Consider the following 15827-nt stretch of genomic DNA (forward strand, 5'->3'; position numbering starts at 1 on the left):
AAATTTTAACAATAGATTATATTATCCAAAATTGCCATTAAATACAATTAAAAGAGTTCGCCTTTAAGCTTGGCAAACTTATCTCTAAGCTCTTTTGCCTCGTTTTGTATATCTTTGTTTGTTAAATTTGATGGTTTGAGTCGCTCGTAATCTTCTAGTACAATTTCACACATCATTCTTATTCTATTTTTATCGACTTTATCTATCTCTTCTTGCTTGCTTAATTTTGAAATTTGTTCTAAATACTCATTCGCACTATCTATAAATTTTACATATTTTAAAGAAATCTCACTTTGCATCATTACAGTATATGCCATTTTGTTGTATATGTCTTTTTTGTAAGCATTTTGAGACAGCTCGTAGGATTTTGCGTAGTTTCCTACTTCGTAATAAAACCTTGATTTGATTGCTTCTTGGTAAGAGCTATTTGTAGCAAAAAATAACCAACAAGCAATCAAAATAATAGTAGCTAAAACGACTATGAAAAATTTGCTATTCATCGCCGGCACTCATCTTATTTTTTATCAAAAATTTAGCATCGTCAAGGCTTAAATTTGCTACACTAAAAGGCTCTGAAAGGGTAAAATTTATAGTTGAAAACGGCTTTGGCAATATCATCTTATCCCAGCTTTTAAACTGCCAAAATTTACTTGCTTCATAGTTTAGAATTTGGATGTTTATATTTTGCTTTTGAGCGATTATGACAGCTCCATCCGCTACGCTATGACGCGGACCTCTTGGACCATCAGGAGTGATTATCACATCATTGCCCGATTTTATCTCTTTAAAGGCGTTTATAAGAGCTTTTGCGCCGCCTTTTGAGCTGCTTCCTCTGATAGTTCCTATGCCAAAAAATTTAATCACTCTCGCGATTATCTCGCCGTCTTTGTGATCGCTGATAATTACTTTGCCGTGCCTTTTAAATTTGCTCCACCAATTCAAGTAGGCAAAGCTCATCATGGCTATGCGCCCATGCCAAAAGAGCACGACGCACGGAGAATTTTGTAAATTTGTCTTGGAGTAGGTCTTTTTGCAGGTTAAAAATATGAGCCAAACAAGAAAATATATGGCGTAAGTGGTGAAATTTATAAAGAGCGCTCTTTTAAATTTAGCCCACCAACTCGCCATAAAGAACCATTCTTTTTGGATTTGTGATTTTTACTTTTAGTGTTTTGCCAAGTAGCTCTTCACTGCCATCTACTTGAACTAAGAAATTATTAAAGCTTCTTCCGGCAACTGCGCCGTTTGCTCTTAGTTCCTCAAAATAAACCTCTAAAATTTTATTTTTTTGAGAGGCTGTTATCGCGTCTAAAATTTCATTGTGCCTGCTTTGAAGTCTTGTTAAACGAGCCGAAGCGATATTATCTGGAATTTGATTTGTAAACTCTGCCGCTTTTGTAAGAGGTCGAGGGGAGTACTTAAAGCTAAAAATTTGCTCAAATCTAACACGCTCAAGCACATCCATCGTATCTTCAAATTCAGCGTCCGTTTCACCGGGGAAAGCCACGATGATATCGGTGCTTATGCTTACATCAGGACGCATCGAGCGAAGTTTAAGTGCGCGGTCCAAAAACCACTCTTTGGTATATCCTCTCTTCATCTCGCGAAGAACTTTTGTATTGCCGCTTTGAAGTGGCATGTGCATTGATTTGCAAATTTTGGGATTATTTACAAAAACTTCTAAAAATTTATCATCCATATGAAGCGGATGAGGGCTAGTAAAGCGAATTCTCTCAACTCCGTTTACTTCGCTAATCTTAACTAGCAGATCGCTAAAATCCATTTTCTCATGCGAGGCTGAAAAGCGCTTGCCGTAGTTATTTACGTTTTGTCCTAGTAAAAATATCTCTTTAGCGCCACCGTCTGCTGCTTTTTTAACTTCGTTTAAGATCAAATTTGCAGGTATTGAGATCTCGTCGCCTCTGGTATGCGGCACGATACAATAGGTGCATTTCTTATCACAGCCTATAGAGATGTTGATGTGTGATTTATAAGGAGAGCTTCTGAATTCTCCAAAGGCGTATTCGCTCTCGTCGTGATTTATGTCCGTGCTTATAAATTTCGGAGTGTTTACGGCCTGTGAAATTTTACTTACGTTTCTTGCACCCAAAACGAAATCCACATAAGGGGCGCGCTTAAAAATTTCACTTCCAAGATGACTTGCAGTGCAACCGCACACTCCGATTTTAGCTCCGCTTTTTTTGGCTTTTTCAAAGCCCCCAACTTCGCTAAATAGCTTATGAACAGGCTTTTCGCGAACCGAGCAGGTGTTGATAAGGATGAGATCGGCATCCTCCATCTTATCGGTTAGCTCATAGTCCTCTTTTTGCTTAAGTTCTGCGATGATATGCTCACTATCTCGCACATTCATCGCACAACCTAAGGTTTGTATGAAGAGCTTTTTTTGTGTAGCGTTACTCAAAGAATATGAACCTCATACATGTAGTCATTCTCATCAAGTCCGTATTTAACGGTTCTGTGATATACACTTAGTCCTTTTTCTTCAAAATATTCTATTAGAGCAATTAGCTGCTTATGGCTATTTTCTTTGTCGAAATAGAAAATTTTTTGCCCGTCTTTATTTACGGCAGCTTCAATTTTATCAATTGATATCGTTTTAGGTTTGGCGTCAATCTCGTTTCTGGCTAGTTTTAACTCCATTTTTTATCCTTAAAGTCTTTTTGGTAATCTACGAGTATAGCAAAAACATAATAAAAAGGGTATTAAACTTATTAAAAGTATCATTTTTGTATAATACAGTTCTACGCAAATAAATTCCCTAAATTTATTATAGTTTGACTGGAGAGATAATGGAGAGAATAGTAGATATTATAGAGTCGATTGCTAATGAAAAAGGCTTAGAGATAGAAGATGTAAAAGAGCGTGTTAAAAGGGCTATCGTAAATACTGCAAAGCGTATTTATGGCGAAAATTATGAATATGACGTTACTATAGACAATACGACTAAATCTTTACGTTTATATCAAAAAATCACTATAGTTGCAGATGATGATGAGAGATTGCAGGAGGATAATGAGCACTTTTTAAGTCTTAAAGAGGCTAAAAAAATAGATAGTGGAGTAGAGATCGGAGATGAGCTTACTTATGAGCTAAATACCGATAATCTAGGTAGAACAGCCGCTCAAACTCTCTATAAAGAGCTTGAATATCATATACAAAGATTACTTGAAGAGAAGATTTTCCAAAAATATCAAGAGATGATAGGTCATATGGTCTTTGGAACTGTGACTAGGGTCGATAATGATGAAAATACTTTTATAGAGATTGATGAAATTCGCGCGGTAATGCCTCGTAAAAATAGAATAAAGGGTGAGAAATTTAAAGTAGGAAACGTCGTAAAAGCGGTAATCAAGGGTGTGTATATAGATAAATCTCAGGGTATTAAAGTGGAGCTTAGCAGAACTTCTCCAAAATTTCTCGAAGCTCTTTTAAAGGCCGAAGTTCCAGAGATAAAAGATGGTCTTGTGCTAGTCGCTGCAAGCGCTAGAATTCCGGGCGAGAGAGCCAAAGTAGCGCTTATCTCAACCACTCCAAACGTAGATCCTGTTGGTGCTACGGTCGGTACAAAAGGTGTGCGTATAAATGCTGTGACAAAAGAGCTAAATGGAGAAAACATCGATGCTATCGAGTTTTCAAGCGAGCCAACAATATTAATAACTCGTGCAATGGCTCCTGCTATAATTAGTTCTGTTAAAATAGTCGATGAGAAAAAAGCCGTGGTTAGTATCGCGACCGAGCAAAAGAGTAAAGCGATAGGCAAAAGCGGTATAAATATACGCTTAGCAAGTATGCTTAGTGGCTTTGAAATTGAGCTTGTAGAGATCGGAGGAGCCAAGATAGGCAACTCAAATGATGATACTATGAAAGACCTAAAGGCTCTCTTTGGAGATCTATAAAGCCAAATTTTAGGCTTTAGCCTAAAATTTACTTATGTGTAGACCTATAAAGCGGGTGTTGATAGTCGTTTCTTTCGCATCCGCTTAGTAAAAATCCTGCCAAAAATATCATCGATAGAAGTATAAATTTCTTCATTTTTTCCTGCTTTTTTAAAATTTTTGCGATTATATCTAAAAATTTCACTATATTAAAAATTTATACAAAAACGGCTACAATCTAGAAATTTAAAAATAAGGAAAATTTGTGTTGCAAGCACTCGCACTTAGATATCGCCCGCGAAATTTCGATGAGCTAATAGGACAAGAATCAGTAAGCAAAAGCCTAACTCACGCACTTAGCGAAAATCGCCTAACGCATGCGTATCTCTTCTCCGGGCTTCGCGGAAGCGGCAAGACCTCAAGCGCTAGAATCTTCTCAAAAGCCCTAGTGTGCGAGCATGGACCTACTGCGAAACCTTGCGAAAAGTGTGTGCATTGCGAGATGGCAAACGAATCTCGCCATATCGACATCATCGAGATGGATGCAGCAAGCCACCGAAAGATCGACGATATAAGAGAGCTTATTGAGCAGACTAAATACGCTCCAGCCTCAGCTAGGTTTAAAATTTTTATTATCGATGAAGTTCATATGCTTACAAAAGAGGCGTTTAACGCGCTTTTAAAGACGCTTGAAGAGCCTCCTAGCTATGTGAAATTTATCCTTGCGACGACCGATCCGCTAAAGCTCCCTGCTACGGTGCTTTCGCGCACTCAGCATTTTAGATTTAAGCAAATTTCAAAACAAAACATCATCAAACACCTTGAATACATCCTAAGCAAAGAGAGTGTGGAGTATGAGAGTGAGGCTATCGAAATTCTCGCTCGCAGCGGCTCCGGTTCGCTTCGTGATACGCTTACTTTGCTTGATCAAGCTATTGTGTATTCGCATGCAAATATCACTCAAAGCGTGGTTGCTGATATGCTTGGGCTTTTGGATCCTGCGCGCATTGAAGAGATCATGCAAGTCGTTATGAGTGGCAATAGAGCTGCGATGAGCAGTCTTGTAAGCGAGCTTGAGAGCTATGACGGCGAGATGATAATCGATGAGCTAATCGCAAATTTAAAAGAGAATTTTCTTGGAGGAAACAGTAAGTATTCGCTGCTTTTATACGAGAGATTTTTTAGAATTTTATCCGAAGCCAAGGGCATGCTAAGCGTAAGTAGCGATAATGGCTTTGTGCTTAGTATCATGCTTTTTATGATGATGGAGGCGATAAATTTAAAACCGATTGATGATATGATAGGAAATTTTGAGATAAAAGAGCAGAGCTTAAATTTAAGCGCACATACTGCTAAGCAGCCTCAAAAAGCCCAAGTAAATGCACCTGCTAAAGTAGTGGCAAAGAGCCCGTATGAGCTATTTTTGGACAAGATTTACGATAGAGATTATACTCTTGGGGAGTGCTTTAAAGAGTGCATCGAATTTTTGGAGTTTAAAGATAACTGCCTTAGCCTTTCTTCAAACGCAAGCGGGGCAAATCAGGAAAAATTGCGCTCCAGCTCAAAAGTGATAATGGAAATTTTGCGTACAAATTTTGGCCCGGATGCAAAGATCAAGATCGCTCCAAAAGAAGTTCAGCCTCAAATTGACGATAAAAACGAAGCAAATTTAAATGATAGTGACACAACTACGATCAAGCCTGAAACAGAGCAAAATTCAAATTTAGCCCAGCCCAGCCAAGAAGCTCGGTCAAATTTTAAGCCTTATCTTGGCGATAAAAGAGATAATACCGAGGATTTTACAACCTCTTATTCGCTTAAATTTCAGACGGATTCGGGTATAGTGGTTGATGATATGGCTTTGCTTGATATGGAACTTGAAAAGATAGAGGGGCAAAGCAAGGAAGTAAGTAAACCTAGCGAAATTTCCGAAGTCAAAGTTAAGATAGGCGAAACTGCCGTTATCAAGCCTGAAACGAGTGAGTCAAAATCTCCCGAAGAGTTGCAAAACGCTAAAAATCAAGCGATATTAAAAGAGGCAAATAGGCTTTTTGGCGAACCTGAAATTTTAAGCTTAGGTTAATTAAAAAAGAAAGCTAAAATTTGAGCTTTTAAGGCTCAAATTTTAATCATTTAGTATCGATAAAAGCTCGTTGTTGTCTTTTGTTTTTAGCATCTTTGCATATAGGAATTTAAGCGCTTCTACGTCGTCCATAGAAGCGATCGCAGAGCGTATAGCCCAAATTTTTTGAAGTTCGTCAGGCTTTTGAAGAAGCTCTTCTTTTCTTGTGCCTGATTTTAGGATGTTGATAGCTGGATAAATTCTGCGGTCTGAGATGTTGCGATCAAGCACGATTTCGCTATTTCCCGTGCCTTTAAACTCCTCAAATATAACCTCATCCATCCTTGAGCCCGTGTCAATAAGCGCTGTTGCGACGATGGTCAAGCTTCCGCCGTCTTCGATATTTCTAGCCGCTCCAAAAAAGCGTTTTGGCTTATGAAGTGCGTTTGCATCAACGCCGCCCGTTAGCACCTTGCCGCTTGGCGGAGTTACGGTGTTGTAAGCACGCGCAAGACGAGTTATGCTATCAAGCAAGATGATGACGTCCTTGCCCATTTCAACAAGACGTTTTGCCTTTTCGATAACGAGCTCGGCAACTCGCACGTGATTAAGTGCAGGAAGATCAAAAGTCGAGCTAAACACTTCACCTTTCACGCAGCGCTGCATATCGGTAACCTCTTCAGGGCGCTCATCAACCAAAAGCACCATGAGGTGCGCTTCGGGATGGTTTCTTGCGATACCGTGAGCAAGCTCTTTCATAAGCTCTGTTTTACCGCTTCTTGGAGGTGCGACGATAAGTCCGCGCTGCCCCTTTCCGATAGGAGTAAATAGATCAAGCACGCGGCCAGTAAGTTTCATTGCATCATATTCAAGATGAAGCTTTTGTGTAGGAAACAGCGGAGTTAAGTTATCAAAAAGAGGTCTTTCTTTGGCTTCTGCTAAAGGCATGTAGTTAACCGCTTCGATTTTAAGCAGAGCGTAGTACTTTTCTTGATCTTTTGGCTCTCTAACTTGACCGGTTACGATGTCGCCCACACGAAGGGCAAATTTGCGAATTTGAGAGTTTGAAACGTAAGCGTCGTTAGAGCTGTCGCTTAAATTTGCATCGACCGAGCGTAAAAATCCATAACCCTCGTTTGTGATCTCTAAAATTCCCGTAAATAGGATGAAGCCGCCTTGCTTGGTCTGTGTTTTTAAAATTTCAAATATCAAATCTTGTCTGCGAAATTCGCGCGGGTTTTCCACACCTACGCCGTTTGCTATCTGTACAAGCTCTTCTAGGCTTAGTGTGCGAAGTTCTTCGATTTTATGTCCGTCAACAGGGATGTGAGTTCGTGAATTTTGATATTTTCTGGAAGTTTTTGTATTCTCTGAATTTGGCTGGTTTACGCCATTTTGATTTGTGCTATTTTCCATATATCCTCTTTATAAAGTATGGGTATTTTTGTAGATTGATTTAAGTTTCAAAAGAAGCTTTATTTGGCTCGTATTTTATAGAAATTTGTTTTTGTTGTCAAGTTTTGATTTGTTTTTAATATGTTAAAATGGCTATAAAATTAGTTAAGAATAAGAGTCTAAAATGATGCAATTTAAAGATGGCGAGCGCGAAAAAAAGATAATAAAAACAGCGTTTATCGGTATAGTGACAAATGTTATTTTAGCAAGTATTAAAATTTTTATAGCACTTGCTTCAAATTCTGTCGCCATCATCTCTGATGCGGTAAATAACCTAAGCGACGCATTTTCAAGTTTGATAACGATCTTTGGCTCCAAGCTTGCTCAAAAGCTGCCTGACGAGAGCCACCCATACGGCTACGGAAGGGTTGAATATATCGGAGGACTTATAGTCTCTATCATAGTTTTGATGCTTGGTTTTGAGTTTTTAAAAACCTCGATAGAAAACATCATAGAACCCGTTACTACGACCTTTACACCGGCACTTTTAACGATACTTTTTATAGCTATATTTGTAAAATTTGCTATCGCGTTTTATTACAAAAAGATAGGAAATTTAACCAAATCTATAGCCTTAAAAGCTGTTGGGCAAGAGGCATTGGGAGATGCGATCATCTCTTGCGTGATACTAGTTAGTGCGGGGCTTTCATACTTTGCAAATATCCAAGTTGACGGCTATGCAGGCGCTTTGGCTTCGCTTTTTATCATATATAACGGCGTGATTTTGATTAAAGAGACTTTTGATAGGATCATAGGCGGGCGAGTGGAAAAAGAAGTAAGCGATGAAATTTATAAAGCCGTTAAAGAGTGCGAGATAGTGCTTGACGCGTATGATCTCATCCTTCACAACTACGGTGTTGAGCGCTATGTGGGCTCTATAAACGTTGAAGTTGATGAGCATATGAAAATTTCAGAAATTTCTCAGCGATTAAATGAGCTTCAGATAGAAATTTACCGCAAATACAGAATCTATCTTGTGTTTGGAATTTATAGCGTAAATTTAGGGCAAAACGACACGAAAGAGTGCGTGAAAAACTTGCTAAGTGAGTTTAAAAGCATACTAAATTTGCACGCATTTTTTATAAATACCGCTAAAAAAACGGTTAGATTTGACGTCGTCGTTAGCTTTAAGGAGCGAAATTTAGACGAGCTTAGAAGCAAGATGGAAGGTATCGTTTCGGCGCAGTTTCCAGGATATAAAATTTTTATCGTTATTGATAGAGAGTTTGCTTAATTTTTATATCTTAAATATTTAAGATGAAATGTCATATAATCTATAAATTTAAATTTGAAAGAAAAATGTAACTAAATGGCTCAAATAAAATGCTCTCATTGTCACCAAAGCTTCGATGAAAACGTAATGATAGAGGACGATGGGCATAAATTTTGCTGTAATGGCTGTAAAAATGTCTTTAAATTTCTTCAAAATAACGGTTTTAGCGAGTTTTATACACATCTTGGAAAAAATATCTTAGAGCCCGTAAAAGAGTCCGGTGCAAATGAAAATTTTGGCGAACAGTATCAAAACTATATAAAAAATGAGAACGGATTTAGCAAAATTTCGCTTGTTATCAAAGGGATTCATTGCACTGCTTGTATTTGGTTAAATGAGAAAGTTTTATTTAATACTCCCGGTATTTTAGAGGCTAATATAAATGCTTTAAATCATAAAGCAACGATAGCGTGGGATGAGCGTGAGATAAGTTTAAATCAAATTTTAAAGCTAATTAGATCTATTGGTTATGACGCATACGCTTATGATCCTAGCAAGCAAGAAGAGCATATCACGACTAGGAGACGCGAGTTTTATGCGAAGCTTATAGTTGGAATTTTTGGCACTATGAATATCATGTGGCTTGCTGTGGCTCAATATGGCGGATATTTTACCGGCATGCAAGAGGATATAAAGGGAGTTTTAAATTTTGCCGAATTTGTGTTAGCTAGCGTAGTGTTATTTTATACCGGAAGTGATTTTTTCAAAGGTGCTCTTGCCGCTATAAAAAATAGAGCTCAAAATATGGACTTGCTGATTGTTTCAGGCTCTCTTATGGCATATATATTCTCAATTTACTCTATGTTTTCAAGGAGTGGCGAGGTTTATTTTGATTCCGTTGCAATGATAATCACATTTGTATTTATCGGAAAATATCTAGAGGTTTTGAGTAAAAAACGCGCTTGTGATACTCTTGATGGCTTAAATTCGATGATTGCCAATAAGGTTAGCGTAAAAATTAATGGAAAAATAGAGCTAAAAAACGTAAACGATGTAGCTATAGGCGAAATTGTTGTAATAAAACCTGGCGAAATGGTCTTGATAGACGGAGTTATAGTAAATGGATCGGCAAGTTTTGATTATTCTAGCTTGACCGGCGAGAGTGTGGCTATATTTAAAGAAGAAAGAAGCGAAATAAGTAGCGGTGCTATATGCTTAGATGGGCTTGTAGAGTATAACACGAATGTAAAATTTAGCGATTCGACTCTCAATAAGATCATAATTTTATTGGAAAATGCAACTACTAAAAAGCCATATATCGAGAAGCTTGCCAATGAAATTTCTGGTAAATTTTCAAGTGTTATAATGATTCTTAGCCTGCTTACATTTATATTTTGGTTTTTACAAGAAGGCTCTTTTGAGCACGCTTTGATTGTCTCTATTTCGGTTATTATTATAGCTTGCCCATGCGCTTTGGCGCTGGCTACTCCTGTTAGCACTCTTGTTGGGCTTACTGCAGGATTTAAAAATGGAATACTTTTTAAAGAGGCTAGGATCCTAGAAGTTCTTGCAAAGTGCGATACAGTGGTATTTGATAAGACTGGCACCTTAACCGAAGGTAGACCTAGCGTGCATAAATTTGATAGTTTTTTTAAATTTGATCAAAATTTGCTCTATTCTCTTCTTAAAAGCTCGTCTCATCCCGTTAGTAACGGAGTTTGTGAATTTTTAAAAAGTAAATTTAGTAAGCTTAAAATTTTAAATTTAACCAATGTAAAAAGTATTCAAGCAAAGGGTGTAAGCGCACAATTTAACGATATAAAGATTCATGGAGGTAGTGAGAAATTTATGCGTGAACTAGGCTTTAGTATAGATGAAACAAGCGAAAAAACCAACTATTTTTTTGCTATAGATGGTAAAATCGCTGCCAAATTTGAGCTGATAGACTCGATAAGAAGCGAAGCTAAAGAGTGTGTAAGTATATTAAAAGATATAGGAATCGGAGTTATGATGCTAAGCGGAGATAATGAATTTACAGCTAAAAGCGTATCAAACGAGCTTGGCATAGATAAATTTAAGTCTGGATGTTTACCTGATGAGAAAGCAAAATTTGTAGAAGAGCTTGTAAAAAACGGCAAAAAAGTTGTGATGGTGGGCGATGGGATAAACGACTCAATAGCGCTTAGTCTTGCAAATGTTGCCGTGTGTATGGGAAGTGGCGCAGATGTGAGCTTAAAAAGAAGCGATGTCGTACTATTAAATGATAATTTAAAACTTTTAACACAGGCTGTGAAGCTATCTCGTCATACATTTAAAATAGTTAAACAAAATTTAGCCATATCTTTAATCTATAATGCGCTTACGATACCTCTTGCTATGGCTGGATATGTCGCACCTGTAATAGCAGCCATCTCTATGTCGGCTAGCTCTATTTTAGTTGTGGCAAATGCAATGAGGATAAAAAGATGAGCACAGAAATAATAGCTATGATGATAGGGATTTCGACTCTGCTCGGAGCTTTTGGCTTGGTAGCTCTACTTTGGGGGATAAAGACTAAGCAATTTGAAGATTATCGTAAATTTTTAGACGGAACAAAATATGATGATGAAGATGCTTTGAACGATGCATATAATATGGAGCAAAAACAAAAAGAGGCGGCCAAAAAAGGCTATAGGCCACCTGATTGATTAATCTACTGCTAAAACTAGATGTCGTAGCTGTATTAAGAATAACATTATTTTAAAGTTTCAATAAAGTCATTGACAGCTTTTATATCGTCCATGCTCAATTTCATCATCTGAGCTTTCATTACGCCACCCATACCATATAGGTTTGCTGTACCAGCTTTGTAGCCTTCAAGTGCTTTTAAGCGATCCTCTTTGGATACAGAGACAAGCGGTGGAACTTTATTCGCATATTTTGCATCAGCATATTGTCCATGACAGGCGTTACATTTTTTATAAATTTCAGCACCGTCAGCTGCATATAAAGATGAGCCCAAAGCAATGGCAGTTACAAAAAAGATAATCTTTTTCATTTTTTTCCTTTAATAAAATTTATCGGTTATTATATTCTTAATTTGCTTAAAATAAATTATAAAAAGAAACTAAAATATTATTAAAGTCGATATATTAGTTTTAGTCTTAATTGAGAAGTTGTATGAAATTATAAAAAAGCAATTAATAAATAAAAGTTTAAAATACAAATAAGTATTAACATATATTGCCAAATATGTTGTAGATTGTTAGATAAATAAATTTTAATATGAAAAAATAGGGCGGAATTCCGCCCAAATAGTTATTTTAAAGTTGTAATATACTCAGAAACAGCTTCTATATCAGCTTCGCTCATAGGGCCTACTATCGGCTTCATCATGGCAGCAGATTTAAATTTATTTAGAGTGCCTGCTTTATATGCTTTTAGCGCTTCTACCATCTCTTCTTTCTTTAGAGTTGTAAGAACTGGAACTTTATTTAAGAAAGATTTTTCAGCTTTAGGTCCGTGGCATGCTACGCATTTTTTATAAAGTGTAGCACCGTCAGCTGCAAAAAGGCCACAGGTTAATAAAGCAGCAACACCAGAAACTATAAGTAATTTTTTCATTTTAATCCCCTTTAGTAAAATAATCAAAGTATTATATTATAAAAAGGTAAATTTTAGCTATATTAGCCTGTAAACTTATTTTTCTAAAAATTTAGCAATTTTAAGTATAATTTTGCTTATGAATAATACAAATTTTCAAAAAGCCCTATTTTTGGATCGCGACGGCGTTATTAATGAAGATTTTGGATATGTTTATGATATTGATAACTTTATATTTAAACCAGATATTTTTAATGATGTCAAAAACTTTGTAAATAACGGATTTATCATTGTTGTAGTCACTAATCAATCAGGAATTGGGAGAGGATATTATACATTAGAGCAGTTTAATAGGCTTAGTGAATTTATGCTGCGCGAATTTAAGAAAAATAGTATTAATATTTCTAAAATTTGTTTTTGTCCTCATGCTCCAGAGGCTGATTGTGAGTGCAGAAAACCAAAGCCAAAGATGATTACAGATGCCGCAAAAGAGCTAAATATAGATCTTAAAAAATCAATCATGATAGGCGATAAGGATAGTGATATAAAGGCTGCAGAGACGGCTGGAGTCGGTATGAGCTTTATGCTTGATGGAGTGATATTTAAAAGTGTGGGCGATGTTTTTAAGAGTTTAAAAGATAAGGAAATTTAATGAATTTAGATAATAAAAAAATAGTTATTACTGGTGGTGCAGGCTTTATAGGTTCGGCTTTGGCTCACTATTTTGATCAAAATTATCCAAACTGTGAGGTTTTAGTTGTGGATAAATTTAGAAGTAGCGAGATATTTAGTAATGGAAATTTAAAGAGTTTTGGTCATTTTAAAAATTTGCTAGGATTTAAAGGTGAAATTTATGAAGGTGATATTAATTGCTCTAAGACCTTAACTTTGATAGAAAATTTTAAACCAGATATTATATATCACGAAGCTGCGATATCTGACACCACTGTAAGAGAGCAAGACGAGCTAATGCGTACAAATTTAAATAGCTTTAAAGATCTATTGGAAATTTGTAAAAGAATAAGTGCAAAAATTATATATGCAAGCTCGGCGGCAACTTACGGAAACGCTAAAAGCCCTCAAACAGTAGGTGAATGTGAGGCGCCTAATAACGTATATGGATTTAGCAAGCTAAAGATGGATCATTTGGGACAAAAGTATGCAAAAATGGGTGTTGGTGTAGTTGGTCTTAGATATTTTAATGTTTATGGCAAGGGTGAGTTTTTTAAAAATAAAACCGCCTCTATAGTACTTCAATTTGGCTTGCAAATTTTAAGCGGTAAAGCACCTAAGCTTTTTGAGGGAAGTGATAAGATAAGGCGCGATTTTGTATACATTAAAGATATCATAAATGCGAATTTGCTAGCTATCAATGCACCAAGCGGAATTTATAATGCAGCCACAGGCAAAGCTAGAAGCTTTCAAGATATAGCCGACATTTTGCAGCGAGAGCTTGGTGCTAATTTGGGAAGCGAATATATAAAAAATCCATACATAAACTCGTATCAATTTCATACAGAAGCCAATATTGAAACTACTAAAAAAGCCTTAAATTATGAGCCAAAGTGGAGCTTGGAAGAGGGTATAAAAGACTATATTCCTGAGATAAAAAGAATTTTCAAGGAAGAGCTAAATGCGTGAAGTTCGTGTTTTAGTCGTTGGCGATTTGATGCTGGATCACTATATCTGGGGTAGTTGCGATAGAATTTCTCCTGAAGCGCCCGTGCAGGTCGTAAAGATAAAAAATGAGACTAAAAGGCTTGGTGGGGCTGGAAACGTGGTGCTAAATTTACTATCTTTAGGTACTAAAGTAGGTGTAATTAGTGTAGTTGGTGCAGATGAAGTCGGCGAAGAGATTATAGAGATTTTAGAAAAATTTGGGGCAAAGGTTGAATTTATTAAACGTGAGAGTTCTCGAATAAGCTCTATAAAAAGTCGTGTAATGGCGACTCATCAGCAGGTTGTAAGAATCGATAAAGAGAGCGCTGAAGATATAGATTGTGAAGATGAGGTGATAGCTAAATTTAAAGAAAATTTGAAAAATTATGACGTAGTTTTGCTTTCTGATTATGGAAAAGGTGTTTTAACACCTAGAATTTGCAATGAACTTATAAATTTAGCAAATTTAGCCGGGATTTCGGTGCTTGCTGATCCAAAAGGGAAAAACTATTCAAAGTATAAAAATGCAACTTTAATAACTCCAAATAAAAAAGAGGCTAGTGAAGCTGTGGGCTTTGCGATAGATAGCGATGAGAGTCTTGAAAAAGCTATTAAAAAGCTAAAAGATGAGCTAAATTTAAAATATTCTGTTATCACTATTTCAGAAGAGGGAATAGCACTTTTAAAAGATGACAAAGCGGTTAAATTTCCTGCACTTGCCAAAGAGGTTTTTGATGTTACTGGAGCAGGAGATACGGTGCTTGCTACGCTTGGATATATGCTTGGACTAAATGACGATATACAAAAGGCTATCGAGACTGCAAATTTAGCCGCCGCTGTTGTAGTGGCCAAGGTTGGAAGTGCGACTGCAAGCTTTGAGGAGATAAATGAGCTTGTTAGAAGGCGCACCAGTGTTGGTTTTGAAAATAAGATAAAGAGCCTTGACGAGCTTAAGGAAGTTCTTGTAAATCGTGGTAAAAAGAGACTGGTTTTTACAAATGGTTGCTTTGATATCTTGCACAAAGGGCACGCCAAATATCTAGCCAAGGCAAGAGAATTTGGAGATATTTTAGTTGTAGGGCTAAATTCGGATCGCTCGGTAAGAGAGCTAAAAGGAGAGAGTCGTCCGATAAATAGTGAGGACGATAGAGCCTTTATTTTAGCTGCTCTTGGAGTGGTTGATTATGTAGTGATATTTGATGAGCTTACGCCTATTAATTTGATATCTGCGTTAAAGCCTGATATCTTAGTTAAGGGTGCTGATTACGAAGGCAAAGAAGTTGTGGGAAGCAATATAGTCTCTGATGTGAGGCTCGTTGAATTTGTAGAAGGAAAAAGCACGACTAATTTAGTAAATAGGATACAAAATGCAAATAGATAATATGATAAAAAGTGAGATGCAAGGACACAGAGCTACCATAGAGGCAACTTTTGCGATGCATGAAGATATTAAAAAAGCTTGCTTTATGGCAGTGGAGACCTTGAAAAATGGAGGTAAAGTCTTGCTTTGCGGAAATGGCGGAAGTGCAGGAGATGCACAGCATATAGCAGCCGAGCTAACAGGCAGGTATAAAACCGAAAGAAAGGCCTTGGCAGGTATTGCTCTAACGACTGATACCTCGGCTCTTACAGCCATAGGAAATGATTACGGATATGAGTTTGTATTTTCTCGTCAACTTGAAGCTTTGGGACGAAGCGGAGATCTATTGATAGCTATATCTACAAGCGGAAATAGCTCTAATGTAATAAGGGCGCTTGAGGTTGCAAAAGAGCTAAATATCCGCACAATAGGACTTAGTGGCAAAGGCGGTGGTGCTATGAATGAAAATTGTGAGTTAAATTTGGTTGTGCCATCAAGCGATACTCCAAGAATCCAAGAGATGCATATACTGATAGGACACATTATCTGCCAAGCAATTGATGACGCTTTTTAGAGTTTTAAAAGAGAGCGCCTGATTAT

General features: G+C 37.0%; 17 protein-coding genes. 9 read left to right on the forward strand and 8 right to left on the reverse strand.

The features are described from left to right. Nucleotides 1-47 precede the first annotated feature (47 nt). The 4 genes from CDOMC_RS02005 to CDOMC_RS02020 are packed head-to-tail and all read right to left on the reverse strand — an operon-like array spanning nt 48 to nt 2661. Nucleotides 48-500 carry a hypothetical protein gene (locus CDOMC_RS02005; RefSeq protein ID WP_172127484.1) on the reverse strand — a complete coding sequence of 151 codons (453 nt, stop codon included), beginning with the start codon at nt 498-500 and terminating at the stop codon, nt 48-50. Further along, on the reverse strand, nt 493-1128 hold the full coding sequence (locus CDOMC_RS02010) for a lysophospholipid acyltransferase family protein (RefSeq protein WP_172127486.1): 636 nt from the start codon (nt 1126-1128) through the stop codon (nt 493-495). The genes CDOMC_RS02005 and CDOMC_RS02010 overlap by 8 nt, the downstream gene beginning before the upstream one ends. Continuing rightward, nucleotides 1109-2371, reverse strand: coding sequence for a tRNA (N6-isopentenyl adenosine(37)-C2)-methylthiotransferase MiaB (gene miaB, locus CDOMC_RS02015; RefSeq protein ID WP_172127488.1), 1263 nt, complete (start codon nt 2369-2371; stop codon nt 1109-1111). Before miaB ends, CDOMC_RS02010 begins: the two co-directional genes overlap by 20 nt. Before the next feature lie 47 nt (nt 2372-2418). After that, entirely contained in the window at nt 2419-2661 is a 243-nt protein-coding gene (locus tag CDOMC_RS02020; RefSeq protein WP_172127490.1) for an HP0268 family nuclease, read from the reverse strand. Nucleotides 2662-2810: 149 nt separating this feature from the next. Between CDOMC_RS02020 and nusA the strand changes: the two genes are divergently transcribed. Next, nucleotides 2811-3917: a transcription termination factor NusA gene (nusA, locus tag CDOMC_RS02025; RefSeq protein ID WP_172127492.1), complete on the forward strand. Its 1107-nt coding sequence runs from the start codon at nt 2811-2813 to the stop codon at nt 3915-3917. A gap of 28 nt (nt 3918-3945) precedes the next feature. Here nusA and CDOMC_RS02030 read toward each other — a convergent pair whose 3' ends face one another. Continuing rightward, nucleotides 3946-4101, reverse strand: coding sequence for a hypothetical protein (locus tag CDOMC_RS02030; protein WP_185768473.1), 156 nt, complete (start codon nt 4099-4101; stop codon nt 3946-3948). 60 nt (nt 4102-4161) lie between these two features. On the opposite strand from CDOMC_RS02030, the gene CDOMC_RS02035 reads away from it, so the two are divergent. Then, nucleotides 4162-5979: a DNA polymerase III subunit gamma/tau gene (locus CDOMC_RS02035; protein WP_442861611.1), complete on the forward strand. Its 1818-nt coding sequence runs from the start codon at nt 4162-4164 to the stop codon at nt 5977-5979. A 42-nt stretch (nt 5980-6021) separates the two neighbouring features. Here CDOMC_RS02035 and rho read toward each other — a convergent pair whose 3' ends face one another. After that, complete coding sequence (rho, locus tag CDOMC_RS02040) at nt 6022-7374, reverse strand: transcription termination factor Rho (protein WP_236861329.1); 1353 nt, start codon at nt 7372-7374, stop codon at nt 6022-6024. Between the two features lie 163 nt (nt 7375-7537). Between rho and CDOMC_RS02045 the strand changes: the two genes are divergently transcribed. From CDOMC_RS02045 to ccoS, 3 genes are all read left to right on the forward strand, one after another. Continuing rightward, a complete protein-coding gene (locus CDOMC_RS02045) occupies nt 7538-8647 on the forward strand; it encodes a cation diffusion facilitator family transporter (protein WP_172127494.1) in 1110 nt (369 codons plus the stop codon). Nucleotides 8648-8722: 75 nt separating this feature from the next. Continuing rightward, nucleotides 8723-11095 (forward strand): heavy metal translocating P-type ATPase, encoded by a 2373-nt coding sequence (locus CDOMC_RS02050; protein ID WP_172127496.1) that lies wholly within the window; start codon nt 8723-8725, stop codon nt 11093-11095. Next, the gene (gene ccoS / locus CDOMC_RS02055; protein WP_172127498.1) at nt 11092-11313 is read left to right on the forward strand and encodes a cbb3-type cytochrome oxidase assembly protein CcoS; all 222 of its coding nucleotides are present in this window, start codon (nt 11092-11094) and stop codon (nt 11311-11313) included. The genes CDOMC_RS02050 and ccoS overlap by 4 nt, the downstream gene beginning before the upstream one ends. 47 nt (nt 11314-11360) lie before the next feature. Here the strand turns inward: ccoS and CDOMC_RS02060 are convergent, their stop codons facing one another. Then, nucleotides 11361-11663 carry a c-type cytochrome gene (locus CDOMC_RS02060; RefSeq protein ID WP_172127500.1) on the reverse strand — a complete coding sequence of 101 codons (303 nt, stop codon included), beginning with the start codon at nt 11661-11663 and terminating at the stop codon, nt 11361-11363. A gap of 260 nt (nt 11664-11923) precedes the next feature. Further along, nucleotides 11924-12229 carry a c-type cytochrome gene (locus CDOMC_RS02065; protein ID WP_172127502.1) on the reverse strand — a complete coding sequence of 102 codons (306 nt, stop codon included), beginning with the start codon at nt 12227-12229 and terminating at the stop codon, nt 11924-11926. A gap of 118 nt (nt 12230-12347) precedes the next feature. Here CDOMC_RS02065 and CDOMC_RS02070 point away from each other — a divergent pair, with 118 nt between their 5' ends. From CDOMC_RS02070 to gmhA, 4 genes are read left to right on the forward strand one after another with little or no spacing between them, the layout of a single operon-like run. Next, complete coding sequence (locus CDOMC_RS02070) at nt 12348-12860, forward strand: D-glycero-alpha-D-manno-heptose-1,7-bisphosphate 7-phosphatase (protein ID WP_172127504.1); 513 nt, start codon at nt 12348-12350, stop codon at nt 12858-12860. Then, complete coding sequence (rfaD, locus tag CDOMC_RS02075; protein ID WP_172127506.1) at nt 12860-13849, forward strand: ADP-glyceromanno-heptose 6-epimerase; 990 nt, start codon at nt 12860-12862, stop codon at nt 13847-13849. The genes CDOMC_RS02070 and rfaD overlap by 1 nt, the downstream gene beginning before the upstream one ends. Further along, nucleotides 13842-15248, forward strand: coding sequence for a D-glycero-beta-D-manno-heptose-7-phosphate kinase (gene rfaE1, locus CDOMC_RS02080; protein ID WP_172127508.1), 1407 nt, complete (start codon nt 13842-13844; stop codon nt 15246-15248). The genes rfaD and rfaE1 overlap by 8 nt, the downstream gene beginning before the upstream one ends. Further along, nucleotides 15235-15801, forward strand: a complete 567-nt coding sequence (gene gmhA, locus CDOMC_RS02085) for a D-sedoheptulose 7-phosphate isomerase (RefSeq protein WP_269467714.1) — start codon at nt 15235-15237, stop codon at nt 15799-15801. Before rfaE1 ends, gmhA begins: the two co-directional genes overlap by 14 nt. The last annotated feature ends 26 nt before the right edge of the window (nt 15802-15827 follow it).

This window comes from Campylobacter sp. RM16192, from assembly GCF_004803855.2.
Lineage (GTDB): Bacteria > Campylobacterota > Campylobacteria > Campylobacterales > Campylobacteraceae > Campylobacter_A.

What these genes read in the sequence shown, in the direction of transcription:
- CDOMC_RS02045 (WP_172127494.1), top strand. Translation starts at nt 7,538, where the DNA reads ATGATGCAATTTAAAGATGGCGAGCGCGAAAAAAAGATAATAAAAACA.
- CDOMC_RS02050 (WP_172127496.1), top strand. Translation starts at nt 8,723, where the DNA reads ATGGCTCAAATAAAATGCTCTCATTGTCACCAAAGCTTCGATGAAAAC.
- gmhA (WP_269467714.1), top strand. Translation starts at nt 15,235, where the DNA reads ATGCAAATAGATAATATGATAAAAAGTGAGATGCAAGGACACAGAGCT.
- rfaE1 (WP_172127508.1), top strand. Translation starts at nt 13,842, where the DNA reads ATGCGTGAAGTTCGTGTTTTAGTCGTTGGCGATTTGATGCTGGATCAC.
- rfaD (WP_172127506.1), top strand. Translation starts at nt 12,860, where the DNA reads ATGAATTTAGATAATAAAAAAATAGTTATTACTGGTGGTGCAGGCTTT.
- CDOMC_RS02020 (WP_172127490.1), bottom strand. Translation starts at nt 2,661, where the DNA reads ATGGAGTTAAAACTAGCCAGAAACGAGATTGACGCCAAACCTAAAACG.
- CDOMC_RS02065 (WP_172127502.1), bottom strand. Translation starts at nt 12,229, where the DNA reads ATGAAAAAATTACTTATAGTTTCTGGTGTTGCTGCTTTATTAACCTGT.
- miaB (WP_172127488.1), bottom strand. Translation starts at nt 2,371, where the DNA reads ATGAATGTGCGAGATAGTGAGCATATCATCGCAGAACTTAAGCAAAAA.
- CDOMC_RS02070 (WP_172127504.1), top strand. Translation starts at nt 12,348, where the DNA reads ATGAATAATACAAATTTTCAAAAAGCCCTATTTTTGGATCGCGACGGC.
- CDOMC_RS02010 (WP_172127486.1), bottom strand. Translation starts at nt 1,128, where the DNA reads ATGGCGAGTTGGTGGGCTAAATTTAAAAGAGCGCTCTTTATAAATTTC.
- nusA (WP_172127492.1), top strand. Translation starts at nt 2,811, where the DNA reads ATGGAGAGAATAGTAGATATTATAGAGTCGATTGCTAATGAAAAAGGC.
- ccoS (WP_172127498.1), top strand. Translation starts at nt 11,092, where the DNA reads ATGAGCACAGAAATAATAGCTATGATGATAGGGATTTCGACTCTGCTC.
- CDOMC_RS02005 (WP_172127484.1), bottom strand. Translation starts at nt 500, where the DNA reads ATGAATAGCAAATTTTTCATAGTCGTTTTAGCTACTATTATTTTGATT.
- rho (WP_236861329.1), bottom strand. Translation starts at nt 7,374, where the DNA reads ATGGAAAATAGCACAAATCAAAATGGCGTAAACCAGCCAAATTCAGAG.
- CDOMC_RS02060 (WP_172127500.1), bottom strand. Translation starts at nt 11,663, where the DNA reads ATGAAAAAGATTATCTTTTTTGTAACTGCCATTGCTTTGGGCTCATCT.